21 protein-coding genes are annotated in these 23,769 nt (G+C 67.4%); 9 read left to right on the forward strand and 12 right to left on the reverse strand.

What is annotated here, in order from left to right; genetic code table 11:
- From VIR09_RS01125 to VIR09_RS01135, 3 genes are all read left to right on the forward strand, one after another.
- The coding region (locus VIR09_RS01125) for a hybrid sensor histidine kinase/response regulator (protein ID WP_332010936.1) at positions 1 to 1,773 on the forward strand (1,773 nt) is incomplete at its 5' end.
- Positions 1,770 to 2,780: a chemotaxis response regulator protein-glutamate methylesterase gene (locus tag VIR09_RS01130; protein ID WP_332010938.1), complete on the forward strand. Its 1,011-nt coding sequence runs from the start codon at positions 1,770 to 1,772 to the stop codon at positions 2,778 to 2,780. The genes VIR09_RS01125 and VIR09_RS01130, both read left to right, overlap by 4 nt.
- A gap of 34 nt (positions 2,781 to 2,814) precedes the next feature.
- Positions 2,815 to 3,828: a PleD family two-component system response regulator gene (locus VIR09_RS01135; RefSeq protein WP_332010941.1), complete on the forward strand. Its 1,014-nt coding sequence runs from the start codon at positions 2,815 to 2,817 to the stop codon at positions 3,826 to 3,828.
- Positions 3,829 to 3,860: 32 nt separating this feature from the next.
- Here the strand turns inward: VIR09_RS01135 and VIR09_RS01140 are convergent, their stop codons facing one another.
- Complete coding sequence (locus VIR09_RS01140) at positions 3,861 to 4,340, reverse strand: Lrp/AsnC family transcriptional regulator (protein WP_332010944.1); 480 nt, start codon at positions 4,338 to 4,340, stop codon at positions 3,861 to 3,863.
- A 190-nt stretch (positions 4,341 to 4,530) separates the two neighbouring features.
- Between VIR09_RS01140 and VIR09_RS01145 the strand changes: the two genes are divergently transcribed.
- Complete coding sequence (locus VIR09_RS01145) at positions 4,531 to 5,814, forward strand: cystathionine gamma-synthase family protein (RefSeq protein WP_332010945.1); 1,284 nt, start codon at positions 4,531 to 4,533, stop codon at positions 5,812 to 5,814.
- A 33-nt stretch (positions 5,815 to 5,847) separates the two neighbouring features.
- On the opposite strand, the gene VIR09_RS01150 is transcribed toward VIR09_RS01145, so the two are convergent.
- A complete protein-coding gene (locus VIR09_RS01150; protein ID WP_332010947.1) occupies positions 5,848 to 7,359 on the reverse strand; it encodes an MFS transporter in 1,512 nt (503 codons plus the stop codon).
- 155 nt (positions 7,360 to 7,514) lie between these two features.
- Here VIR09_RS01150 and VIR09_RS01155 point away from each other — a divergent pair, with 155 nt between their 5' ends.
- A complete protein-coding gene (locus tag VIR09_RS01155) occupies positions 7,515 to 8,402 on the forward strand; it encodes a LysR family transcriptional regulator (protein ID WP_332010950.1) in 888 nt (295 codons plus the stop codon).
- Between the two features lie 59 nt (positions 8,403 to 8,461).
- Here VIR09_RS01155 and VIR09_RS01160 read toward each other — a convergent pair whose 3' ends face one another.
- From VIR09_RS01160 to VIR09_RS01185, 6 genes are all read right to left on the reverse strand, one after another.
- Complete coding sequence (locus VIR09_RS01160; protein WP_332010952.1) at positions 8,462 to 9,148, reverse strand: GntR family transcriptional regulator; 687 nt, start codon at positions 9,146 to 9,148, stop codon at positions 8,462 to 8,464.
- Between the two features lie 101 nt (positions 9,149 to 9,249).
- The gene (locus VIR09_RS01165; protein ID WP_332010955.1) at positions 9,250 to 10,278 is read right to left on the reverse strand and encodes a MerR family transcriptional regulator; all 1,029 of its coding nucleotides are present in this window, start codon (positions 10,276 to 10,278) and stop codon (positions 9,250 to 9,252) included.
- Between the two features lie 57 nt (positions 10,279 to 10,335).
- Positions 10,336 to 11,559: an MFS transporter gene (locus tag VIR09_RS01170; protein ID WP_332010958.1), complete on the reverse strand. Its 1,224-nt coding sequence runs from the start codon at positions 11,557 to 11,559 to the stop codon at positions 10,336 to 10,338.
- A 25-nt stretch (positions 11,560 to 11,584) separates the two neighbouring features.
- On the reverse strand, positions 11,585 to 12,655 hold the full coding sequence (locus VIR09_RS01175; protein ID WP_332010961.1) for an alcohol dehydrogenase catalytic domain-containing protein: 1,071 nt from the start codon (positions 12,653 to 12,655) through the stop codon (positions 11,585 to 11,587).
- Entirely contained in the window at positions 12,655 to 13,761 is a 1,107-nt protein-coding gene (locus tag VIR09_RS01180; RefSeq protein ID WP_332010963.1) for a flavin monoamine oxidase family protein, read from the reverse strand. The genes VIR09_RS01175 and VIR09_RS01180 overlap by 1 nt, the downstream gene beginning before the upstream one ends.
- The gene (locus VIR09_RS01185) at positions 13,758 to 14,432 is read right to left on the reverse strand and encodes a cupin domain-containing protein (RefSeq protein WP_332010965.1); all 675 of its coding nucleotides are present in this window, start codon (positions 14,430 to 14,432) and stop codon (positions 13,758 to 13,760) included. Before VIR09_RS01185 ends, VIR09_RS01180 begins: the two co-directional genes overlap by 4 nt.
- Positions 14,433 to 14,593: 161 nt before the next feature.
- On the opposite strand from VIR09_RS01185, the gene gcvA reads away from it, so the two are divergent.
- Positions 14,594 to 15,529, forward strand: a complete 936-nt coding sequence (gene gcvA / locus VIR09_RS01190; RefSeq protein WP_332010967.1) for a transcriptional regulator GcvA — start codon at positions 14,594 to 14,596, stop codon at positions 15,527 to 15,529.
- A gap of 6 nt (positions 15,530 to 15,535) precedes the next feature.
- Here the strand turns inward: gcvA and VIR09_RS01195 are convergent, their stop codons facing one another.
- Positions 15,536 to 16,453 carry a LysR family transcriptional regulator gene (locus VIR09_RS01195; RefSeq protein ID WP_332010969.1) on the reverse strand — a complete coding sequence of 306 codons (918 nt, stop codon included), beginning with the start codon at positions 16,451 to 16,453 and terminating at the stop codon, positions 15,536 to 15,538.
- A gap of 135 nt (positions 16,454 to 16,588) precedes the next feature.
- On the opposite strand from VIR09_RS01195, the gene VIR09_RS01200 reads away from it, so the two are divergent.
- On the forward strand, positions 16,589 to 17,185 hold the full coding sequence (locus VIR09_RS01200) for a short chain dehydrogenase (protein WP_332010971.1): 597 nt from the start codon (positions 16,589 to 16,591) through the stop codon (positions 17,183 to 17,185).
- 241 nt (positions 17,186 to 17,426) lie between these two features.
- On the forward strand, positions 17,427 to 20,477 hold the full coding sequence (locus tag VIR09_RS01205; protein WP_332010973.1) for an autotransporter outer membrane beta-barrel domain-containing protein: 3,051 nt from the start codon (positions 17,427 to 17,429) through the stop codon (positions 20,475 to 20,477).
- On the opposite strand, the gene VIR09_RS31560 is transcribed toward VIR09_RS01205, so the two are convergent.
- The gene (locus tag VIR09_RS31560; protein ID WP_414639356.1) at positions 20,377 to 20,643 is read right to left on the reverse strand and encodes an autotransporter domain-containing protein; all 267 of its coding nucleotides are present in this window, start codon (positions 20,641 to 20,643) and stop codon (positions 20,377 to 20,379) included. The genes VIR09_RS01205 and VIR09_RS31560 overlap by 101 nt on opposite strands.
- A 145-nt stretch (positions 20,644 to 20,788) precedes the next feature.
- On the opposite strand from VIR09_RS31560, the gene VIR09_RS01210 reads away from it, so the two are divergent.
- Complete coding sequence (locus tag VIR09_RS01210; RefSeq protein ID WP_332010975.1) at positions 20,789 to 21,403, forward strand: ABC transporter ATP-binding protein; 615 nt, start codon at positions 20,789 to 20,791, stop codon at positions 21,401 to 21,403.
- Positions 21,404 to 21,423: 20 nt separating this feature from the next.
- On the opposite strand, the gene VIR09_RS01215 is transcribed toward VIR09_RS01210, so the two are convergent.
- A complete protein-coding gene (locus VIR09_RS01215) occupies positions 21,424 to 22,410 on the reverse strand; it encodes a tripartite tricarboxylate transporter substrate binding protein (RefSeq protein ID WP_332010977.1) in 987 nt (328 codons plus the stop codon).
- A gap of 47 nt (positions 22,411 to 22,457) precedes the next feature.
- Positions 22,458 to 23,769 (reverse strand): AMP-binding protein (locus tag VIR09_RS01220; protein WP_332010979.1); only part of this gene is annotated, 1,312 nt, incomplete at its 5' end.

The following is a 23,769-nucleotide window of genomic DNA, read 5'->3' on the forward strand; positions in this document are numbered from 1 at the left end:
AGTTCGGACCTGGGGCTGGGCGAGGGCGAGCGCGTGCTGCGCGTGACGGCCGACACGCTCAACAAATTGCTGGGCCTGTCGAGCGAGACGCTGGTGGAGTCGCACTGGATCGGGCCCTTCGGCGCGTCCATGCTGCGCCTGAAACGCATGCAGGCGGGCGCGGTCCAGGCGCTGGACGGCGTGCGCGCGGCGCTGGCCGGACAGGTGCTGGAAGCGCAGGCGCAAGCCGCGCTGGACGATGCCCTGCGCATCGTCGAGCAATGCCAGCAGGAGCTGTCGCAGCGCACCAGCGAGGTCGACGAATTCGGCTGGCGCATGGGCCACCTGGCCCAGCGCCTGTACGACACCGCGCTGGCCTGCCGCATGCGGCCGTTCGGCGACGGGGTGGGCGGCATGGCCCGCATGGTGCGCGACGTGGGCCGCGCGCTGGGCAAGCAGGTGCGGCTGGAGCTCGAAGGCGAATCCACCCAGGTGGACCGCGACATCCTGGAAAAGCTGGATGCGCCGCTGATGCATTTGCTGCGCAACGCGGTCGATCACGGCATCGAAATGCCGCAGGAACGGCTGGCGGCGGGCAAGCCGGCCGAAGGCCGGATCCGGCTGTCGGCGCGCCACGCGGCCGGCATGCTGCTGATCGAGTTGAGCGACGACGGCGCCGGCATATCGCTGGACCGGCTGCGCGTGGAAGTGGTGCAGCGCAAGCTGGCCAGCGCGGAAACCGCGGCGCGGCTGACGGAGGCCGAGTTGCTGGAGTTCCTGTTCCTGTCCGGCTTCAGCACGCGCGGCGAGGTTACCGAGATATCCGGGCGCGGCGTGGGGCTGGACGTGGTGCAGACCATGGTGCGCCAGCTGCGCGGCGCGGTGCGCATCCAGCAGCAGACCGGACAGGGTACCCGCTTCATGCTGGAGATGCCCTTGTCGCTGTCGGTGGTGCGCAGCCTGCTGGTCGAGGTGCAGGAAGAGATCTACGCCTTCCCGCTGGCCTACGTCAACCACGCGCTGCAAGTGCGCGCCGAGGACATCGAGCAGCTCGAAGGGCATCAGCATTTCCGCTTCATGGACCGCCAGATCGGGCTGGTTTCCGCGCGCCAGATCCTGCGCTCCGGCGGCGCCGCGCCGGCTGCGGAGACGGTGTGCGTGGTGCTGGTGGGCGATCACGACCGGCTCTACGGCATCGCCGTGGACCGCTACGTGGGCGAACGCACGTTGGTAGTGCAGCCGCTGGACCCGCGCCTGGGCAAGGTGCAGGACGTGATGGCGGGCGCCCTGATGGACGACGGCACGCCGCTGTTGATCCTGGACGTGGAAGACATGCTGGTGTCGGTGCAGAAGCTCGTCGAAGGCGGACAACTGACCCGGGTGGACGGCGCGGGAGCGGCCGAACAGGCGCGGCGCCGCAAGCGTGTGCTGGTGGTGGACGATTCGCTCACGGTGCGCGAACTGGAGCGCAAGCTGCTCTTGAACCGCGGCTTCGACGTGGCCGTGGCCGTGGACGGCATGGACGGCTGGAACATGTTGCGCAGCGAGGCATTCGACCTGGTGGTGACCGACGTCGACATGCCGCGCATGGACGGCATCGATCTGGTGTCGCGCATCAAGGCCGATCCCAAGCTGCAGGGCCTGCCGGTGATGGTGGTGTCCTACAAGGACAGGGAAGAAGACAGGAGGCGCGGGCTGGACGCCGGCGCGGACTATTATCTGGCCAAGGGCAGCTTCCATGACGATGCGCTGCTCGACGCCGTGGAAGACCTGATCGGAAAGGCGCGCACGTGAGAGTCGGAATCGTCAACGATATGCCGATGGCGGTGGAAGTGCTGCGGCGCGCGATCGCGCTGGAGCCGGGGCTGGACCTCGCCTGGGTCGCGACCAACGGCCAGGAGGCCGTGGATCACTGCGCCCGCGATCGCCCGGACGTGGTGCTGATGGACCTGATCATGCCTGTCATGGACGGGGTCGAAGCCACGCGCCGCATCATGGCCGAAACGCCGTGCGCGATCGTGGTGGTCACGGCCGACGTGGCGCGCCACACCTCGCGCGTGTTCGATGCCATGGGCCATGGCGCGCTGGACGCGGCGGATACGCCGGTGATCGGCGGCGGCGACATGCGCACGGCGGCGGCGCCGCTGCTGCGCAAGATCCGCAACGTGGGCTGGTTGATCGGCCGCTACGGCAAGCGGCCTGCACTTACGCCGGTGGCCCGGCCGATGCAGCAGGGGGACGCCAAGCGCCTGCTGGTCATCGGCGCCTCGGCCGGCGGCCCGCCGGCCCTGGCGCAGTTGCTGAAGGGGATTCCGCCAGGGTTCCCCGCCGGCATCGTGCTGGTGCAGCACGTGGACGCCTCGTTCGCCGCGGGCATGGCGGACTGGCTCAACGAACAGGCGCTGCTGCCGGTCAGGCTGGTGCGCGAGGGCGAGTGGCCCGAACCCGGCCAGATACTGCTGGCCGGCACCGGCGACCATCTGCACATGCTGGCGGACGGCACGCTGCGCTACACCGAAACCCCCAAGGAAAGCCTGTACCGGCCTTCCATCGATGTTTTTTTCCATAGCGTGGCGCAGCACTGGCGCGGCATGGCCGTCGGCGTGCTGCTGACGGGCATGGGCCAGGACGGCGCGCGCGGGCTGAAGGCGCTGCGCGAGCGCGGCTACCTGACGATTGCGCAGGACCAGGCCAGCAGCGCCGTCTACGGCATGCCCAAGGCCGCGGCGGCCATGCAGGCGGCCGTGGAAATCCGCGCATTGGACCAAATCGCTCCCCGCTTGATCCAGGCCTTTGCCTGAGCAGGCGGACCTCGAAAGAATTCAAGGACTCACTATGCAACCTCCCATTGACAGCTCGGCTTCGGCGAACCTGAACTCGCATGCGGCCATGGTGTTGCTCGTCGACGACCAGGTGATGGTCGGCGAGGCCATCAGGCGCGCATTGGCCACGGAGGGCAATATCGACTTCCACTATTGCTCGGATCCCGAAAAAGCGCTGGCCGTGGCGATCCAGACCCGGCCCACCGTCATCCTGCAGGACCTGGTGCTGCCGGGCGTGGACGGGTTGAGCCTGGTGCAGGAGTACCGCGGCCATCCCGTGACGCGCGACATCCCCATCATCGTGCTGTCGACCAAGGAAGATCCGGCGATCAAAAGCGCGGCCTTTGCCGCCGGCGCCAACGACTACCTGGTGAAGCTGCCCGACTCCATCGAACTGGTGGCGCGCATCCGCTACCACTCGCGCTCCTACCTGGCGCTGGTGCAGCGCGACGAGGCCTACCAGGCCTTGCGCCAGAGCCAGCAGCAGCTGCTGGAAAGCAATATGGAACTGCGCCGGCTGACCAATTCCGACGGACTGACCGGCCTGGGCAACCGCCGCTACTTCGACGAATACCTCAATGCCGAATGGCAGCGCTCGCGCCGCGACGGCCGCGAAATCAGCATGCTCATGATCGACGTGGACCACTTCAAGGCCTACAACGACACCTACGGCCACATTGCGGGCGACGAAGCGCTCAAGCGGGTGGCCAACACCATCTTCGCCAGTTGCGACCGGTCCACCGATCTGGCGGCGCGCTTCGGCGGCGAAGAGTTTGCGCTGGTATTGCCCGGTACGCCCGCGGGCAGCGCGCGGCTGGCCGCCGAGAAGCTGCGGCGCGCCGTGGAAGCCTTGCAGATTCCGCAGAAGGACACCGGCGACGGGCCCTGGCTGACGGTCAGCATCGGCACGGCCACGGCCATTCCCCAGGGCGACCAGCCCTGCACCGATCTGATCCAGGTCGCCGACCGCGGCCTGTATCAAGCCAAGCGTCAGGGCCGCAATCGCGTCGTCCCCGGCGTGCTGTAGCGCACGACAGGCCAGGGCGCCTTGCGGGCACCCTAGAGGTGCAGCCTGGTCGAGGACTTCACCTCGTGCATCGACAGCGTGCTCAGCAGCTCCTTGACCCCCGGCAGCGTGCGCAGGCGGCTGCGCACGAACTCCGAATAGGCGTCGAAGTCGCGCGCCACGATGTGCAGCAGATAGTCATGCTGGCCGGTGGTGTTGTGGCAGGCCAGGACCTCGGGCATGGCGAGCACGCTGGCCTCGAAGGCCTGGCAGGTCTTCTCGGTGTGGTTCTCCAGCGAGATGCTGACGAAGGCCACGACCCCGATCCCCAGCGCGCGGCGGTCCAGCACGGCCTGGTAGCCGCGGATCGCGCCGGACGACTCCAGGCGCTTCAGGCGCTTCCAGCAGGGCGAGGCCGACAGCGAGACGCGCTCGGCCAGTTCGGCGTTGCTGAGCCGGCCATCTTCTTGAAGGATTTTCATGATTTTCCAATCGATCGCGTCAAGTTGATGTAACAAGGCAATATCTTTCATAAAATCCTGATCAAGGGGAATCTTGTTTCCCATTATCCCTGTCTGGCGATGCAAATGGAAAGAATCTTGCCTGCGCCTGCCGCCATACTTTCATGCATCCCGGGGCCGGGGGCGCTATCGTCTTCGCATGCGTGACGCGCCTGCCCGGCGGCCCATCCGGGCTCCCGGTAACCAGACAGAGAGGCACACCATGAGTTACTCCAGCTATCACAAGAAGGACATCTTCGGCCGCCCCTTGCATGCCGAAACCCAGATGATGTCCTACGGTTTCGACCCCTTTCTGTCGGAGGGCGCGGTCAAGCCGCCGGTGTTCCTGACGTCCACCTTCGCCTTCCGCTCGGCCGAGGACGGCGCGGCGTTCTTCGACCTGGTCTCGGGCCGCAAGCCCTTGCCGCAGGGCGAGTCGGCGGGGCTGGTGTACAGCCGCTTCAACCATCCCAACCTGGAAATCGTCGAAGACCGCCTGGCGCTGCTGGATGGTTCGGAAGACGCGGCGGTGACCTCCAGCGGCATGTCGGCGATCAGCGCGGTGTTCCTGGCGTTCCTGCGGCCCGGAGACCAGCTGGTGCAGTCGGTGCCGCTGTACGGCGGCACCGAGACCCTGATCTCCAAGATCTTCCCGGAGTGGGGCATAGGCTCGCACGCCATCGAGGACGGCCTGTCGGCCCAGGGCATGCGCGCGGCGCTGGAGGCCGCGGCGGCCCAGGGGCCGGTGCGTCTTTTCTTTGTCGAAACGCCCGCCAACCCGACCAATGCGCTGGTCGATTTCGAGGCCATGAAGAACGAGCTGGACGCCTTCGAAACGCGCCACGGCTACCGTCCCGTGTCGGTGTGCGACAACACGCTGCTGGGTCCGATCTTCCAGAAGCCGGCTGAGCACGGCGTGGATATGTGCGTGTATTCGCTGACCAAGTACGTGGGCGGCCATAGCGATCTGGTCGCAGGCGCCGTCACCGGCAGCAAGGCGCTGGTCAAGAAGGTGCGCGCCATCCGCAGCGCCTTCGGTTCGCAGCTGGACCCGCATTCCTGCTGGATGATCACGCGCTCGATGGAGACCGTGGTGCTGCGCATGAAGCAGGCCGCGCGCACGGCGACCAAGGTGGCTCAATGGCTGTCGGGCAATCCGCATGAAAAAGTGCGGATCTTCCATCCCGAGATGATCACCGACCGGGCCTACCAGGAAGTCTACAAGCGCCAGTGCACCGGGCCGGGCTCGACCTTCGCCTTCGTGCTGGATGGCGGGCGCGCCAAGGCGTTCCGCTTCATCAACGCCTTGCACCTGTTCAAGTCGGCCGTCAGCCTGGGCGGCACCGAATCGCTGATCTGCCATCCGGCGTCCACCACGCATTCCGGCGTGCCAGCGGCCGAACGCGATGCGGCCGGCGTGTCCGAAGGGCTGGTCCGCGTCTCGATCGGGCTGGAGCACGAGGAAGATCTGATCGCCGACATGGATCACGCCTTCCGCAACAGCTGATCCAGGCCGCGGGCCGGCGGCGCGGGCTGGCCCTCAAGCCGCCATGCGCCTGCGGTTCAACAGCACGAACCCGGCCGTGACCAGCAGCATCGCCGCCGCGGTGGCGATGACCGCGGCGTAGCCGGTGTCGAAGGCGGTCTTGGCCAGGCGGGTCAGCGCCATGCCCAAGTCCGACGACAACCCGTCCGCCACGATCAGCGCCTGATCCAGGCTGTCGCGCGCCATGTCGGACTGCGGCAGGCCTGCCGGCACCGCGAGCGTATGCGCGTACACGCCGGACAGGATGGATCCCATCAGGGTGACGCCCAGGGCGCCGCCCAGCTCGTACGAGACCTCTTCGATCGAGGCCGCCATGCCGGCGCGCTCGGGTGTGGCGCTTTGCATGATGGTGCTGGACGCCGCGGTCATGGTGGCCCCTATGCCCGCGCCCAGCACGCACAGGCTGACCATCTGCGGCAGCAGCGCTGCGTCGTAGCTCAGCAGGTAGCCGGTCATGCCCAGGCCTGAGACCAGCAGCGAGACGAACAGCATGGTGGAGCTGTTGACGCGGCCCAGCAACCAACCCGCCAGCGGTCCCGCGATGAATGCGGCCAGCGACAGCGGCAGGATGAAGAGTGCGGCTTCCAGCGGCGACATGCCCATGACCAGTTGCAGCCGCTGGCTGAACACCAGCTCCATGCCCAGCAGCGCCGCGGCGGCGAACAGCGCCGCCGCCACCGCCGAAGCGAAGCTGAGGTTGCGGAAGATGGCGAAGTCGATCAGCGGATAGGGCCGGGCGCGCTGGCGCCGCACGAACACGGCCAGCATGGCCGCGCCCGCCGCGCAGGCCAGGCCGGCGTGCAGCCAGGAAGGATCGGTCTTGCCCAGTTCCTTCAGCGCGTAGGCGCACAGGATCAGGCCGGCCATCACCTGCAGCGAGCCCAACAGGTCCCAGGGCCGCGAGGCGTCCGGGCGGCTGGCGGGGATCAGGCGCCAGGCCAGCGGCAGCGCCAGCAGCACGATGGGCACGTTGATGAGGAACACGGAACCCCACCAGAAATGCTCCAGCAGCACGCCGCCCACGACCGGACCGATCGCGGCGCCGCCCGAAGCCACCGAAGCCCACACGCCGATGGCGATGGCGCGTTCGCGCTCGTCAGCAAAGGTCAGGCGCAGGATGGACAGGGTGGCCGGCATCATCATGGCGGCACCCACGGCCAGCAGCGCGCGCGCCGCAATCAGCGTGGCCGCGCCAGGCGAGTAGGCCGCGGCCAGGGACGCCACGCCGAAAACGACCAGCCCCGCCATGAACAGGCGCTTGTGGCCCAGGCGGTCGCCCAGCGTGCCCATGCCCAGCAGCAGGCCGGACACGACCAGCGCGTAGATGTTCACGATCCACAACTTTTCCGACGCGTTGACCTGCAATTCATGCGTCAGCCGGGGCAGCGCGGTATAGAGGACGGTCATGTCGACCACAATCAACAACAAGGCGCTGGACACAATGGCCAGCACCAGCCAGCGGCCGGGCGCGGCCGTGGCGACAGCGTTCGGTTCAGTCCGCTGCATGGTTCTACTCCTGAAACTGAAACGCCTGCCGCGCCGCGAATGCGGGCGGGGCCGGGATTGGCCGGGTCTCAGAGGGCGTGATTATCCATCTTCGAATCTGTATAAAAAAGTTGGAAAGCATCTATAAAATAGATGGGTATCAGAGGAGTCGCGATATGCAATGGACACTGGACCAGCTGCGCCATTTCGCCGCCGCCGCGGAATCCGGATCGTTTTCGGCGGCCGCGCGGCGCCTGGGCCGGGCGCAGTCGGCGGTCAGCACCGCGGTGGGCCTGCTGGAAGCGGATCTGGGCGTGGAACTGTTCGACCGTTCGCGCCGCAACGCCACCCTGACCCCTGCCGGCGAGGTCATGCTGCAGGAGGCGCAGGAATTGCTGCGGCAGGCGGGCGCGCTGGAGCAGCGCGCCTTGTCCTTCGCCGCCGGGCGCGAAGCGCGCCTGGGCGTCGCGCTGGACGAAGGCCTGCCTTACCTGGTGGCCGACCAACTGCTCAAGGAATTGGCCGAACGCTATCCGGCGCTGGAGCTGACCCAGCTCAACGGCACCGCGACGGAGGTCGCCGACTACGTGGAGCAAGGCCGCGCCAGCCTGGCCTTCCACTTCGACCGCGGCGATCCCGGCAACGCCTTCGCGCACCGTCATCTGGGCAATGTGGCGCAGGGCATCTTCGTGGCCCAGGGCCATCCGCTGGCCGCGCTGCCCGAGGTCGGGCGCAACGACCTGGCGCGGCATCGACAACTGCTCATGCAGTTGGACGGGGTCGACCAGGTGGTGCTGAGCCCGTCGGTCTGGCGGGCCGACAGCAGCTACAACATCGCGGCCATGGTGGCCAATGGCGTGGGCTGGGCCATCCTGCCGCTGAACATCGGCGAGTACGAGGGGTTCAGCAACACGCTGGTCAGCGTGCGCTGCGCGGACCTGTTCCTGCCCATGCTGTCCGTGCGCACGCTATGGCTGCGGGGCGGCAGCCTGAGCGAGACGGAACTCTGGCTGCAGCAGCGCATGGGCCAACTGCTGCGGGCGGGCGCGCAGGGGCAGGGCTAAGGACTCTGATTTGTAGAGGCGTCCGCATGACAGGACGCCAGGCGCAGGCTTGCCTGGCTTCAGCTGAGCAGCGCGCTGACCAGATCGCCGCCGGTCCGGCCGCCGTTCTTGAAGTTCAGCGCCGTCTGTACATGTTCCAGATGCGCGTCCATCAGCGCGCAGGCGCGCTCCGCGTCGCCGGCGCGGGCGGCCTCGATGAAGGCGTGATGCTCTTGCGACGAGCAGCTGGCGTCGTGCGAACTCTGGTACAGCACGGTGATGACGGCGCTGCGCGCGGACAGCTCGCGCAGCATCCCCGTCAGCACGGAATTGCCCACGGTCTCGGCCAGCAGGATATGGAAGTACCCCAGCAGCCGGTTGCGCTCCTGCACGTCGCCGCCTGCCAGCGCCTGGCGCTCCTCGGCCAGGTGCGCATCGATGCGGCGATAGTCGGCGGCCGTGGCCCGCGCCACGAATTCGCGCGCGAGCGCCGCTTCCAGGATGCGCCGCACCGCATAGACCTCGCGCGCCTCGTTCGCATCCGGCTTGCTGACGAACGCGCCCTTGTCCGGCACGATATGGATCAGCTTGTCCTTGGACAGCATCAGCAGCGCGGCGCGGATCTTGGTCCTGCTGACCTGATACACCCCCGCCAACGCCTCTTCGCGCAGCCGTGTGCCCGGCGGCAGCTTGTGCGCGACGATGGCCGCCGAGATTTCCTTGGCGATATCGTCGGCGCTGGGGTCGGGACGGGCTTCCTGGGACATGGTGGGGAAAGGGGAGAGGGCAAGCTCGGGGCGGTCAGTCTAGCAAAAGGGCAGGCCCGGCGGGGAAGGGGGCCTGCCCATGGCCTGGAAGACCGTGCTGCCTAGCGCTGCGCCGCCAGCGCGCCCATGGCCTGCCGGATGAACGACAGGGAGGCGTCGTCGGTCCAGGTGCCGGCGGTGAGCTCGGGCGCGCTCATCAGCGCATGGCGGAACTTGGCCTGGGTGGCGGGATCATCGCCGGCGTAGCTGCGGAACAGGTCCAGCCATCGCCGGGCGAGCTCGAGGGCCGTGGCGGACTCCGGCGCCGCGCCCGCGTCGAGCGCGTCGCGCACGTCGGCCATCAGCTCGGGCCATTCGCCGATGCGGTCGCCATAATGCTGCCGCATGTACCGGGCCTCGTCCGGCGCAAGGTACTTTTCATAGATCCGCAGCTTGCTTTCCGAGAAGGCGCGCAGCACGTAGTCGCGCATGGCCGGCGAAATGCCGACGTGCGCCTGCATCGCCGGCTCCTGTTCGTGCATCCGGTTCAGCTTGACCAGCAGGCGCGGGTCGCGATTGGTGTCGCGCAGCAGCTGGGTCATCCAGCGCAAGGCCAGCGTTCGAGGCTGCGCTTCCTCGGGCGGGACGCCGCCGTCCATCTGCGCCCGGACTTCCTTGATCAGCGCGAGCCAGCCGGGGTCGGCATCCTGGTTGCTGCGGTACATGGGCAGGCGGGCCAGTTCATCGGGGGAGAAGTACTTGTCGTACATGGTCATGAGTTCCAGAGTGGTTAGCCAATCGGCCAGTTCCGGTTCCCTGCCTTGCGCCAACTGGCTCTGCAGCTGGGCGAGGCGCTCGCGCAGCCGGGAGGCTTGTTGGATCTGGCGATCGAGCATCGCAATCTGCTTGGCGATGATCTGGTCCATGGGAATGTCGGGCTGGTCCAGGTAGGCGCCGATTTCGGCCAGCGGCAATCCGAAGCGGCGCAGCGCCTGGATTTGATGCAGCCGGGCGATGTCGTCGCGGCCATACAGCCGATAGCCGTTGTCGGCGCGCGCCGAAGGCGTGAGCAAGCCGATCGCGTGATAGTGGTGCAGCGTGCGGACCGTCAGTCCGCTCCGCCTGGCCAGTTCTCCTACTTTCAGTTGCACGACATACCTCCTGTTGATGGCGCGTAACGGACTCTGGGACATGACGTTACGTGAGGGTCAAGCCTGTTGTCGAACCTTCGCGGCGCCGGCCAGCAGCGCGATCGCGGCGATCGCCAGCGGGATGAAAGACACCCACAATACCGTCGCCCAATCGTAGGCCGCCAGCAGGCCGCCCGATGCGAAGGAGCCGACCGCCATGGTGCCGAAGACGATGAAGTCGTTCAGCGATTGCACCTTGGTTTTTTCCTCGGGCCGATGGCATTCCAGCACCAGCGCCGATGCGCCCACGAAACCAAAGTTCCAGCCCAGGCCCAGCAGGATCAAGGTCACCCAGAAATGGGCCACGTCGATGCCGGTGAGGCCGATGGCCGCCGACAGACCGGTAAGTATCAGGCCCGCCGTGACGATGCGCCCGGCGCCAAAGCGCGTGATGAGCCGGCCGGTGAAGAAGCTGGGGCCATACATGGCAATGACGTGCCATTGCAGGCCCAGGTTGGCGCTTTCCTGCGTATGGCCGCAGATGTGCATGGCCAGCGGCGCAGCCGTCATCAGGAAGTTCATCAGCATGTAGGTGACCGCGCCGCAGATCACCGCCGTGATGAAGCGCGGCTGGCGCGCGATCAGCGCCAAGGGGCGTCCGCCCGCGACTTCGGCCGCGCTGGGCATGGGCAGGCGCACGCCCCATAGGACCAGGGCCGAGAGCGCCGCAACGGCGCCCTGCATCAGGAAGGTCGCCGCGAACATGTGGGCGGGCCACAGGTACATCGTGTGCGTGACGAGCTGCGGGCCGACCACGCCGGCCACCACGCCGCCTCCCATCACGAAGGACAGGGCGCGGGCGCGCCGCGCCGGCGTCACGCCGTCGGCCGCGGCGAAGCGGAACGACAGCACCACTGCGGCGTAGGCGCCGCCAAAGAAGGTGCCCAGGCAGAACAGCCAGAATGAACCGAGCACGATGGCCGCGGCGGCCAGCAGGCCCACCAGCACGCCGCAGGCCGTGCCGGTAAGAAAGGCCGCCCGCCGGCCGTAACGCCGGGCGATGGCGCCCATGGGGAGGATGCAGGCGGCCATGCCCACCACGAAGATGGAAATGGGCAGGGTCGCCAGCGCCTTGTCCGGCGCCAGCATGTCGCCGACGATCGCCCCGGTCGCGTAGACCACCACGGCGTTGGCGCCGGCCAGCGCCTGGGCGATGGTCAGCCGGGCAATGTTGCCGCGCTGCGCCTGTGGCGTGAGTTCAGCGCTGGATGCGGCCGATGGCGCCGGTATTGATGCGGACAAGTGGGTCTCCTCAATGGTTGCGGTTTTAGTTGGTATGGGTACTCGGGTGCTGCGTCTGGGGTACTTCGCGCGCGGCCTCCATGGTCAGGACCACGCGGAACTTCGCATCGCCGGACTTCAGGCGCAGCAAGGCGTCGGGCGCGCGTTCCAGGGCTAGAGTCTCGACCATGGGCAGCGCCTCTGCAAGCACGCTGAAATTCAGCGCTTTTTCAGTTTCCCAGGGCGTGCCGGTCATGGACCCGGCAATGACGCGTTCGCCGCCCACCAGAAAGCCCGGCGCGACCTCGAGCGGGGCGCGGCCCACGCCCAGCAGCATCGTCCGGCCTTGCGGCGCCAGTCCGCGCATGGCCTCGGAGATGGCTTGCGTGTCGGTGACGGTGGCGATCAGCGCCTGCGCGCCGCCCATGGCATGGAGCCGTTGCGCGGCGTCTTCTTCGTGGGTGTCGATGTAGACGTGCGCGCCCAGGCGCAAGGCGTCAGCGGCTATGTCGCGGCCTCGCCCGATGGCGGCGACCTTCAAGCCCATGCGGCGCGCGTATTGCAGCGCCATGTGGCCCAGGCCGCCGATGCCCAGCACGGCGACGAGGTCGCCGGCCTGCGCGCCGCATTTCCTGAGCGCGTTGAACGTGGCGATGCCGGCGCAGAGTATCGGGGCGGCGTGCGCGGAGTCCAGCTCCTCGGGTATGGACACCAGCCCGGTCGCCAGGGCCAGCATCATCTCGGCATAGCCGCCGTCCCGGGTCGCGCCCATCACTGGCTGATTCGAGCACAGATTGAACAGGCCCTTACGGCATGAGGGGCAGGCATTGCAATGGCCACCCAGGCGGCCCACGCCGACGCGCTGGCCGATGGTCCAATTGACGTCGGCGCCGGGACCGAGCGCGGCGATGCGTCCGACGACTTCATGACCTGGGACACGGGGCCGTTGCAGGGCGGGATTGTCGATGTCGGAGGCGTCGGCGCCGCAGACGCCGCACGCTTCGACGCGCAGCAGCACTTCTCCGGGCCCGGGTTGAGGCGCAGACCGTTGCACCAGTTCAAGCTGGCCGGGCGCGGGGCTCTGGATCGCGCGATAAGTGGCGGCGGAAGTCTTCATCAGGCGGAGTTTCCGGGGGGGAGGGAGGGGGAAGCGCTGCTGGGACGGCGCAGCAACCATTTGACGCCGCTGGCGGCAGCATCGACCGCGCCGGCCAGATAGCCGGGAAACGCCGCGGACCATTCGCTGGCGATGCCGGCCAGACGGTCCTGCCATGGACCGGATTCCGCCGCCATGCCGGGCGCTGCCGCGTGCGCGCTGTTGTCGATGCCATCGGCTGGCGTGGCGGTATGGGGATCCCGCGCCCAGTCCTTGAAGTACTCGTGGACTGGCGTCAGCGCTTGTGGGCCGAACAGCCGCGCGAGCTGCGCGCGGCAATGGGCCATCAGCACGTCCTGGCCTGCCGAGAGCCGGGCCGCGGCGGGTACGCCCACGAATCCGAACAGCGCCGGTCCTTGATCCGTGCTGGCATCGTGGACTTCGGCGAGCGGTCCCCGGGCGCTGCGCGCTGCGCCGGACAGGCCTTGCTCGCGCCAGAATGCCGCGCCATAGACGGCCAGGTACTTGGCGTGCGGCGCCATCCAGGTCGGCGTGCCGCGCCATTGCGCCGCCCAGGTGGCCGGCAGCGGCGGATCGAAGGCGATACGGGCTTGCGCCAGGCGTGGCGGGACAGCCAGCAGCACGCGCGAGGCGCGAACGGTATGGGTCCGCCCCTCGTGGTCCTGCGCGTGCACGTCGATGGCGTGGCCGGTGGCATGCAGCCGGGTCACGACCTGGCCCAGCTTGATGCGCGCCGGATCCAGGCGCGCGCGCAGGGCCTCGGCCAGGCCGGTCATGCCGGCCGCCAGCCGCATGGAAGCCGGGTAGCTGGGGTAGCCCGGCATGCGCGCGGGCGGTCCAGAACGTTCGACCATCATGGCACCCTCTTCGTACTGCGGGACGATGGGCAGGCCGAGTTCGCGGACGATGGCGCCCAGCTCGGGCTGGATCGCGGGCCAGAACCAGGTGGGGCCCAGATCGTAGGAGCCGGCGCCCAGTATGCGGCCGCCGAGCCTGTCGCGTCCTTCCAGCAGCAGGTAGTCGGCGCCATGCCGTTCCAGCAGAAAGGCGGCATACAGGCCGCTCAGGCCCGCGCCGACGATGACGGTGTCCGCTTGCGTCGTCATGGCAGGCTCCGGCCATTTGGATCCGGCAGATGGCCAGTCTTCAGATAGACGGTCGCGCCTGCGGCGCCGGCCGAGAGCGCGGCATGGGCGCCGCGGGCAAGGCGCAGCCAGCTGCCTTGCGGGTACGAGCGGTGCGCATCGGCAATCGACCCGTCCAGCACCAGCGCTTCCGCGCCAGCGGGCGCAGTCCCAAGCAGCGGCGCGTAGGCGGGCAGGCGCAGCAGGCGGACCCGCTCGGCGGACGAGGAATAGAGCGGGCAAACCGCGCTGCCGTTCTCGCGCGTCCAGGCGGCGGGATCGCGCGTGTCGACGCGCACGACGGACTGCTCGTCCGGCGGCATCTGCCGCAACTTGACGAAGAGGGTGGCGCCGTTCTTGCTGGATGGCTCATGGCCGGAGCCCGGCGGGTTGCGCAGATACCAGCCTTCCGGAAAGTCGCCGCTTGCGTCGGAGAAGATGCCGGACAGCACCAGTATTTCTTCGCCGCCGGGATGCCCGTGCCACGGAAAATGGCTGCCCGGCGCGTAGCGCACGATGCTGGTGGCGCGCGCCTGCTCGCCGCCGATGCGGTCCAGCAGCACGCGCTCGACGCCGCTTTGCGGCGACGGAACCCAGGGTTGCTGGTCAGGCGTCACGATGACGTTGCGCGAGAAATCGGCATTGAGAAGCATGGTGTTGGTAGAAAAGCTGTTTCTGAACCGGCGTGCGCAGTGGCTTGCGACGGCACCTCTTTCGACATCGGAGCTGATGCCATAGGGCGTATTTTTGGCCAGCCCGCATTTGCCGGCAAACCAGATAAACTACTTCTTATTAAAAGAAAATCTTTACTGCAATGAAGTCGATCGCACACCTCAACGCGTTGCGCGCCTTCGAGGCCAGCGCGCGCCACCAGAGTTTTTCTGCCGCCGCGGTCGAGCTGCACGTCACGCCCGCCGCGGTGGGGCAACTGGTGCGCACGCTCGAGCAATGGCTGGGCGCGCCCTTGTTCCATCGCGGCGCCAGCGGCAAGGCGCGGCTGGTCCCGACGGCGGCGGCCGAACGCGCGCTGCCCGAGATACAGGCGGGGCTGGGCAAACTGGCCCTGGGCCTGGAGCGCTTGAAGGAAGGCTCCCTGAGCGGCATGCTGACCGTGGCGGTAAGTCCGGCGTTCGCCGCCAAGTGGCTGCTGCCCCGGATAGAACGCTTCCAGCTGGCCTGGCCCGACACCGACGTGCGCCTGGACACCAACCTCAAGCCGGTCGATTTCGTGGCCCAGCAGATCGATATCGGCGTGCGCTACGGCGCCGGTTCATGGCCCGGCCTGGCGGCGGAGAAGTTGATGGACGAGGAGGTCTACCCGGTCTGTTCCCCCGAACTGCTGCGGCGCCGGAAATCGCTGAAGCGGCCGGCGGATCTGGCGGGCGAGACATTGATCCACGATCTGTCGATGGACGGGCAGCTGGGTTTTCCGACCTGGGCCATGTGGCTGGAAAAGGCAGGCGTGGAGGGGGTGTCCACTGCGCGCGGCATGAAGATAAACAATTCCGCAGCGGTGCTGCAAGCTGCGATTGACGGGCACGGCGTCGCGCTGGCACGCAGCGTGATGACGCACGACGATCTGGCCGCAGGCCGTCTGGTGCGTTTGTTTCCGCGGATGAGGGTGCCGTCGGCGCTTGCCTATTACGTCATCTACCGGCCGCAGGCCCGCGAGTTGCCGAGGCTTGCCGCATTTCGCGACTGGTTGTTCCAGGAGGCTGGCGCCTGCCGGCAAGCGGCGCCGCAAGCCTGACGGAAGCTAGCCGAGCGCTGAGTCGCGCGCCTGCTTCGCAGGCCGGGTGAACCGCTGCACCATGAATTCCACGAAGGTGGTGAGCTTGGGCAGGGCCTTGCGGTCCTTGGGATACAGCAGCGTGATTGGCCTGGCGGCTGGCCAGGCGGACTGCAGAATCGGCACCAGCCGGCCCGCCCGCACGTCCTCCGCCAGCAGCAGTTCCGGTTGCAGCACGATGCCGAATCCGGCCAGCGCCGCCTGCCGTAGCGCCTGGCCGTTGTTCGACACGAAACGACCGGCGGGGTAGGCCGCGTTGCCGCCTTCGTCCGCGTTCAGGCGCCAGCCGGTGTGGCGGTTCCAGTAGGAAAAATCCAGGCATTGATGGCGCGCCAGGTCGCCCGCCGTCTCCGGCGCGCCATGGCGTTCGAGGTAGGCAGGCGCCGCGCAGATGATCATCTGATAGCGCCCGATCTTGCGCGCGACCAGCCCGGAATCGGCAGGCTCGCCGATGCGCACCGCCAGGTCGTAGCGCGAGGCCACCACGTCCTCGACGGCATCGCTCAGCGCCAGGTCCACGCTGACGTCGGGATACTCGGACAGGTACTCGGCGATGGCGGGCGCCAGCGCGAACGATCCGAAGGTCACGGTGGAGGTGATGCGCAGATGGCCGCGCGGCGCCGAGCGCATGGCCTCCGCACCCTGTTCCGCGTCGCGGATGTCCGACAGGATCACCTTGCAGCGCGCGAAATAGGCCTGGCCGGCTTCGGTCAGGCTTTGGCGCCGCGTGGTGCGGTTCATCAGCCTCAGGCCCAGCCGCGTTTCCAACCCCTTGATGTGCTTGGCCGCCATCGCGGGCGACATTTCGTGGCGGGCCGCGGCCGCAGTCAGGCTGCCCAGTTCCACGACCGCCACGAAGACTTCCATGCTGAGCAAGCGGTCCATGAATTGCGCACCCTGAGTGTGTAGTGATCCCACCATTTTAGGATTTTTCCCGGGCGCTTCCTTGGCCAGAATGCGTGCAAGCGCTGGCGGTCCCGCCGGCGCATCCCACACAACACGCATGCACAGGAGCACTTCATGAAAATCATCCTGATCGGCGCCACCGGCACTGTCGGCCGCGCGGTCGCCCAAGAGCTGGGCCAGCGCCACGACATCATCGCCGTCGGTAAATCCCGCGGCGAACATCAAGTCGATGTGACTCGCAGCGACAGCATACGCGCCTTGTTCGAGCGCGTGGGCAAGGTGGACGCCATCGTCTCCACCACCGGCAGCCTGCATTTCGGGCCGCTGGCGGAAATGACGGCCGAGCAGTTCAAGATCGGCCTGCACGACAAGCTGCTGGGCCAGGTGGACCTGGCGCTGATCGGCCAGCATTACGTCAACGAGGGCGGCTCCATCACGCTGACTAGCGGCATCGTGAGCGATGAGCCCATCCGCTACGGCGCCAACGCGTCCGCGGTGAATATGGCGATCGACGGCTTCGTGCGCGGCGCCGCCGTGGAACTGCGCGGCATCCGCATCAATTCGGTCAGCCCCACGGTCCTGACGGAATCGCTGGCTGCCTACGGCCCGTACTTCCAGGGCTTTGAATCCGCGCCCGCCAGCCGGGTGGCGTCGGCTTATAGCCGCAGCGTGGAAGGCGCGCAGACCGGGCGGGTGTTCCGGGTATGGTGAGGCGGCGCCTCTGACTGTCCGTCCCAATCCCGTTGCCAAAAGGGAACAATCGCCCTCGGGTAGTGCAAAATAAAGTGATTATTCGTAATTTTGATGCGAATATTTACGCACATTGCACACGTCCGGACTAGGGCGTTTGGCGTAGGTATCGAAGTCTATCGTCGTTGTTCCCCGGTTGCCCGGGGTCTGGTTTGAGTGCGTCCGGGCCTGTCGCCAGGGCGTCTTCACGGAGACGAGTCAGATGGCACACCGCGCAATTCCCTCCAAACCCCTGTTTTGCCGCTCGATGGGCGTTGCCGTGTCGCTGGCCGCGACCACGGCCTGGGGCGCCAGTTACGCGCCGTTCATCGTTCCCGCAGGAACCACCTTCACCCTGAATGGCGGTGACAGCGTGACGGGCACGGGCTCGAGCACAGCCATCCGCGTCGGCGACGCCACGCTGAACTTCGGCCCCGGCAATATCGCTATTGGCAATGTGGACCTGGGTATCTTCGCGACGGCCGGCGCGGCAGCCAACATCAATTTCCAGACCGGCACCAATGTCACCATCACGACGGTGACAGCGACCGGCCTGGGACTGCAATCAACTCCAAGTTCGCAGGCGCGGTTCACGCTGGCGCCGGGCGCCACGGTGACGCTGCGCGGCTTCCAGGGCGTGAACCTGGGCCATACGCCGTTCGGCACCATGAGCCAACTGCAGATCGGCAACGGCGCGACCCTCAAGATCGAGACCGCGCCCGCCGGTGGCAATCCCTGGCCCAAGGGCATCATGACCAGCAACAACACGGCCATTACGCTGGATGCAGGCGGCGTGCTCGATGTGCAGACCACGGGCGGGACCTATGGGCGCGGGGTTGAACTCGGCTACAGCCTGACCTACCCGGTTTCGGTCGAGCGCCGTTTCACCTCGGCCCCGGGTTCGACGCTGCGCGTGCGCACCACGGGGCAGACGTCTGACGGGTTCTACATGCTGGGCGTGGGCGAGGCGGTGATGCAGGGCACGACCGACATCCACACCACGGGCGCGGACAGCAGCGGCATGTTCCTGCGCCGCTACGTCAGTCCGACCAATCACCTGGTCGTGGCGCCCCAGGGCGGATCGACGGCCAGCATTCTGACCGAGGGACGGGACGCCCATGGGGTGATAGGCATAGACGGCTCGCGCGCGGAACTGTCCGATCTGAGGACCGAGACCCGCGGCACGGATGCGGTGGGCCTGTACGCTTATACGAGCAGCGGCGAGCCGGCCACCGTTTTCCAGGCAGCGCGCAATACCGTCGTGACCAGCGGGCAGGGCGGCTTCGGCATCCTGTCGCAAGGCGCGGCCAGCAGCGTGGTATTTGACGGCGGTTCGGTGCAAACCACCGGCACCGAGGCCCATGGCGTGGTGGTGGCGGGCACCTCCAGTTTTGCGGCGACGGGCAGCGCCATTGGCGTCAGCGGCGCGCGGTCCATAGGCCTGCTGCTGACCAGCGACACGGGCACGCAGAGCGCGGCAATCAATGGCGGCAGCATAGTCAGCGGGGCCGCAACCGCCATCGGCGTCGACGGGGGCACGGCGAACATCCAGCTGGACGGCACCACAGTCCGAGGCGCGACCAACTGGCTGCAGGTTGCCAGCTCCGGCACCCTGCTCGCCAGCAGGACCCGCACGTTGCACGGCATAGACCCGAGCCTGGCGCCGGATGCCGGTAATCCGGGCGGCGTCAACGTCAGCGGCGTGCAGGCCGGTTCTCCCGCCATGGCCAATGTGACGGCGCGCAATGCAAACTTGACCGGAGCGGCGGTCACCGAGGCGGGCAGCACGTCCAATGTGACGCTGTTGGATTCGACCTGGACGCTGACGGGAAACTCCACCATCACCAACCTGGTAAACGACCCCAGCCTGATCGACTTCACGCCACCGCAGGCGGGGGCGTACAAGACGCTGACGGTGCGGAACTATAGCGGCGACGGCACCATCGCGCTGAACACCTATCTGGGCGATGACAGCTCGCCTTCGGACAAGCTGGTCGTCGATGGCGGCAGCGCCAGCGGCGCTTCGCAATTGCGCATCAAGAACGCGGGCGGGCCAGGCGCATTGACCACCGCCAGCGGGATCCAGGTGGTCGAGGTCGTCAATGGCGGCGTTTCCGGTTCGGGCGCGTTCGCCCTTGCGGGCCGGGCCGTGGCCGGCCCTTACGAGTACCGCCTGTACCAGGGGTCGGCAAGCGCGCCTGCCGATCAGAGCTGGTATCTGCGATCGGCTAAGCAGCCGGATCCGCCGCCACCGCCACCCGAGCCTCCGGGACCGCCGGCACCGCCAGTGCCACCGGCTCCGCCCAATCCGGAGCCGCTGTACCGGCCTGAAGTCGCCGCCTATCTTGCGAACCAACGGCTGGTCGGGCAGATGTTCGTGCACAGCATGCACGACCGCCTGGGCGAACCGCAGTTCATCGAGAGCCAGCAATTCCAATCGGAGGACAGCAAGCGCCGGGCGCTCTGGCTGCGCGCCGTGGGCAAGTGGGAAGGCTCGCATAGCCGCGATGGCAACTTCGACGTCAGCACCGACATGTTCCTGCTGCAAGGCGGCGGCGACGTGGCGCAATGGAAGCTGTTCTCGGAGACCGACCGCCTGCACCTGGGTTTGATGCTGGGCTACGGCAGCGCCGACAGCACGGCTCGTGCCGACGGCAATCCCTACAAAGCCAAGGGCAAGGTGCAAGGCTACAGCACAGGCGTCTATGCGACCTGGTTCCAGAACGACGAGAGCAAGCTGGGCGCCTATGTGGACACCTGGTTCCAATACGGTTGGTACAACAACCGGGTGATGGGCACCGACCTCCCGCGCGTGGACTACGATTCCCGGGCGTGGGCGGTATCCGCCGAAACCGGCTACGCCTTCAAGCTGCGCGGCGACTGGATACTTGAACCCCAGGCCCAGGTGATCTACGTCAGCTCGGACACGGACAGCCTGACCGAATCCAACGGCACCCGCGTGGGCGGCGCGGATTCGCATGGAACCATTACGCGCCTGGGCGTGCGCACGCATTCCACCTTCGACCTGGGAAATGGCCGCAAGGCGCAGCCCTTCGCCACGGTGAACTGGTGGCACAGCAGCACCGACAGCTCGGTATCGTTCAACCAACTGCCGGTAGGCGACCTCTATCCGAAAGACCGCTACGAATTGAAGCTGGGCGTGCACGCCGACTTTACCAAGGGCTGGACCGGCTGGACCAATGTCGCCGGATCCTGGGGCGCGCAGGACTACCATCAGTACGCGGCGAGGATAGGTGTGAAATACACCTGGTAGGCATGAAAAGGCCCGTAGTGTCGTCCAGGTTGAGGTTGCGATAGATGATTTGCGCCTGCGGCTCCAGTTGCCAGCTATTGCCCAGGGCGATGGGCTTGCCCACTTCCAGCGAGGCCAGCCAGTCGTGGCCCTTGGTAGTGGCGCCGGCGCCGGTCTTCGTTAATATTTAATTACGTTTCGTAATGTAAGGCAAAAATCCCGGTTTTCCACATCGCGGACTCGGGAATATTTGAATTGGGCTCAGTTTTGCGGCGCGGGCGCCACGCTCAGGCGCTATGGCCGGGCAAGTCGTTCATGCGTACACTCCGGCCATGCTACGAATCGACAATCTCGGCAAGCGCTACGGCGACCATCTCGTCTTCCAGGGGCTGACCCACACGTTCACGCCTGGATGCGTGGCGCTGTGCGAAGAAGACAGCACCGGCAAGTCCACGCTGTTGGGCATCATCGCGGGCGCGATCGCGCCGGATTCGGGAGATGTCTGGATCGACGGGCATTCTTTGGCCCGGACGCCCGCGCAAGCCCGGGCCCGCCTGGCCTATGTGCCCGACAATTGCATGGCGCTGCCCGCGCAGACGGGGCGCGGATTGCTGCAGCAGGTCGCAGCCGAGAAGAATGTGCCGCTGGACGACAGCGCGCTCGACCTGGCGTTCCGGCTGGGGCTGGAGCCGCATCTGGACAAGCGTTTCGAACAGATGTCGACAGGCACGCGCCGCAAGGTCTACCTGACGGCTGCAGCCCTGGGCGACCCGGCCGTCATCATTGCGGACGGGGCCAGCAACGGGCTGGACGCGCAGGCGCGCGGGGTGCTGGCCGAACAGTTCAAGATCTGGGCGCAGGATCGGGTGGTGCTGTTCGCCAGCCACGATCCCGAGCTGGTGGAAGCCAGCGGCGCACGGTCAATCGAGGTCGCGGCGCTGCGCTGACGGCGGCGCTGCAGGATTCCTCAATCCTTCGCCATCAATCCCAGGTACTCGATCAGGCCTTTTTCCTTGACGTAGGTGGCCTGCGCCCATTCCTTGTAGTCCTGGCTGTTGCGGTAGGCGGGCTCCTGGTTCAGCTGCTTCATGACGTCCATGCTGGCCGGGTCGAACAGCGCCTTCTTGAAGGCGTCGTGCAGCGTCTTGACCACCGCGGGGTCCATGCCCTTGGGACCGGCCAGGCCGTAGGGCGAGGTGGAGACCACCTTGTAGCCCAGCTCCTGGGCCGTGGGCACGTCGGGCCAGCGGGTGGTGCGCTTTTCGCCGAAGGTGACCAGCAGGCGCATCTTGCCCGAGTCCACGAACTGGTCCCAGCCGGTGGCGTCGCTTTGCGCCAAGACGTGGCCGCCCAGCAGGGCTTGCTGCATGTCGGCGTTGCCCTTGAAGGGCACGTGGTTTAGTTTCACCTTGGCGTTGATGGCGACTTCCTCGATCAGCAGGTGCGGCGAAGAACCGATGCCGGTGGAGCCGTAGTCGATGGTGCCGGGCGCCTTGCGCGCCGCCTCGATGTACTCGTTGAAAGTCTTGTACGGGGAATCGGAGCGGACGGTAAAGCCGAAGGTGTAGCCCGACAGGCCCAGGATGAAACTGAAATCATTGATGGGATCCCAGCTGCTCTTCTGCATGTAGGGCATGCGCAGCATGGCCAGCGTGTACAGGGTGACGGTGTAGCCGTCGGGCTTGGCGGTCTTGGCCATGGTAGCCGGGCCCAGGGTGCCGCCCGCGCCGGGCCGGTTTTCGACGATGACGGGCTGGCCCAGGTATTTGGAGGCGTCCTGCGCCACGATGCGCATGTGGCGGTCGGTGGAGCCGCCGGCCGGGAAGGGCACGATCAGCGTGATCGGCTTGGACGGGTAGGCGCCTTGCGCGGCGGCGGCGAAAGGCAGGGCTGCGCCGGCCATCGAGAGCAGGGCGGCGCCGAGGCAAGCGCGCCGCAGGGGCTGGTGGGTCATGGGTTTGTCTCCTGGGGTGTTGTTGTGTGTGTGGGGGGGGGGACTGCTCAGTCGCGCAGCGCGACCTTCACCGGCAGCCGGGCCAGCGCGTCGCGCAGGCTGGCTTTAAGCGCTTCGGGCGCGCGGGGATCGGCAAGCACCGCGACCTCGGGCTGCGCGTTGGCCTCTACGCGGAACAGCATGCCGTCGTCGATCAGGCCGGCTTCCTGCAGGGTGCGCGCCACCACGGCCTGGGCCGATACGGCGGTGGCCAGGCGGCGCAGATCGGGCTTGTAGATCTTGCCCACATTGGTCATGGGCATGCTGTCCAGCACGATGACGCGCTTGGGCCGCGCCGGGCTTTCGTCCACGTGTTCGGCGGCGTAGGCCAGCAGTTCGGCCTCCTGTACCTCCGCGCCCTCGGCCAGCGTGACGAAGGCGATGGGCAGTTCGCCGGCATAGGCGTCGGGAGCGCCGACCGTGGCGCAGAGCTGGACAGCAGGATGCGAGGCGAGCGCGTCCTCGATGGTCTTGGGATCGATGTTGTGGCCGCTGCGGATGATCAGGTCCTTGGCGCGGCCTTGCAGGTGCAGGCGGCCAGCGTCGTCCATATAGCCCACGTCGCCGCTGATCAGCCAGCCGTCTTCGGTAAAGGCGCGCGCCGTGTCCTCGGGGTCGAGAAAGCTGGGGATGACGTTGGGCGCCTTGAACAGCACCATGCCGGCCGTGCCCGCAGGCAGGTCGCGCGCCGGCGTGCCGGCCGGCAGGTCCAGGCCGACGATGCGGACCTGCACATAGGGCAGCGGAAAGCCGACGCAGCCCACCGGAAACTCGCAGCCGGGCGGCGAGATGGTGGAGATGCCCGCCATTTCCGTCATGCCCAGGCTTTCGTTGACGTGCAGCCCGAACAGGCGCTTGAAGCGGGCCGCCAGCTCGGCGGGCAGGGGCGCGGCGCCGGTGCGGCAGTAGCGCAGCGAGGAGATGTCGGCGCCCGCCAGCGGTACTTCGGCCAGCGCCGCGAGGATGGTGGGCACGCCTTGCAACGAGGTAGCGCGGTGGTGTTCGACCAGGCGCCAGTAGTTGCGCAGCACGTCGCGGTTGCGCAGCAGCAGGGTGGTGGGGATGACGGTTTCCACGCCCGCCGACAGGGCGGCCAGCGATGCCGGCAGCACGCCCGCCACATGGAACAGCGGATAGCCGTTGATGACCACGTCGTCCGGTCCGGCATTCTGCAATTGCACCGCGGCCCAGGCGCTGAAGACCTGGTTGGCGTGCGTGTGGACCGCCAGCTTGGGCGCGCCGGTGGTGCCGCCGGTATGGAAGTACGCGGCCACGTCGCCCGCCTGGATCGCGCGGCCGCTGACGAGGCGGTCGGCTGGC

Source organism: Achromobacter sp. (assembly GCF_036567245.1).
Taxonomy (GTDB): Bacteria; Pseudomonadota; Gammaproteobacteria; order Burkholderiales; family Burkholderiaceae_B; genus Achromobacter.

What these genes read in the sequence shown, in the direction of transcription:
- VIR09_RS01135 (WP_332010941.1), top strand. Translation starts at nt 2,815, where the DNA reads ATGCAACCTCCCATTGACAGCTCGGCTTCGGCGAACCTGAACTCGCAT.
- VIR09_RS01215 (WP_332010977.1), bottom strand. Translation starts at nt 22,410, where the DNA reads ATGACCCACCAGCCCCTGCGGCGCGCTTGCCTCGGCGCCGCCCTGCTC.
- VIR09_RS01180 (WP_332010963.1), bottom strand. Translation starts at nt 13,761, where the DNA reads ATGACGACGCAAGCGGACACCGTCATCGTCGGCGCGGGCCTGAGCGGC.
- VIR09_RS01195 (WP_332010969.1), bottom strand. Translation starts at nt 16,453, where the DNA reads ATGGACCGCTTGCTCAGCATGGAAGTCTTCGTGGCGGTCGTGGAACTG.
- VIR09_RS01210 (WP_332010975.1), top strand. Translation starts at nt 20,789, where the DNA reads ATGCTACGAATCGACAATCTCGGCAAGCGCTACGGCGACCATCTCGTC.
- VIR09_RS01175 (WP_332010961.1), bottom strand. Translation starts at nt 12,655, where the DNA reads ATGAAGACTTCCGCCGCCACTTATCGCGCGATCCAGAGCCCCGCGCCC.
- VIR09_RS01185 (WP_332010965.1), bottom strand. Translation starts at nt 14,432, where the DNA reads ATGCTTCTCAATGCCGATTTCTCGCGCAACGTCATCGTGACGCCTGAC.
- VIR09_RS01155 (WP_332010950.1), top strand. Translation starts at nt 7,515, where the DNA reads ATGCAATGGACACTGGACCAGCTGCGCCATTTCGCCGCCGCCGCGGAA.
- VIR09_RS01145 (WP_332010945.1), top strand. Translation starts at nt 4,531, where the DNA reads ATGAGTTACTCCAGCTATCACAAGAAGGACATCTTCGGCCGCCCCTTG.
- VIR09_RS01150 (WP_332010947.1), bottom strand. Translation starts at nt 7,359, where the DNA reads ATGCAGCGGACTGAACCGAACGCTGTCGCCACGGCCGCGCCCGGCCGC.
- VIR09_RS01205 (WP_332010973.1), top strand. Translation starts at nt 17,427, where the DNA reads ATGGCACACCGCGCAATTCCCTCCAAACCCCTGTTTTGCCGCTCGATG.
- VIR09_RS01140 (WP_332010944.1), bottom strand. Translation starts at nt 4,340, where the DNA reads ATGAAAGATATTGCCTTGTTACATCAACTTGACGCGATCGATTGGAAA.
- VIR09_RS01200 (WP_332010971.1), top strand. Translation starts at nt 16,589, where the DNA reads ATGAAAATCATCCTGATCGGCGCCACCGGCACTGTCGGCCGCGCGGTC.
- gcvA (WP_332010967.1), top strand. Translation starts at nt 14,594, where the DNA reads ATGAAGTCGATCGCACACCTCAACGCGTTGCGCGCCTTCGAGGCCAGC.
- VIR09_RS01160 (WP_332010952.1), bottom strand. Translation starts at nt 9,148, where the DNA reads ATGTCCCAGGAAGCCCGTCCCGACCCCAGCGCCGACGATATCGCCAAG.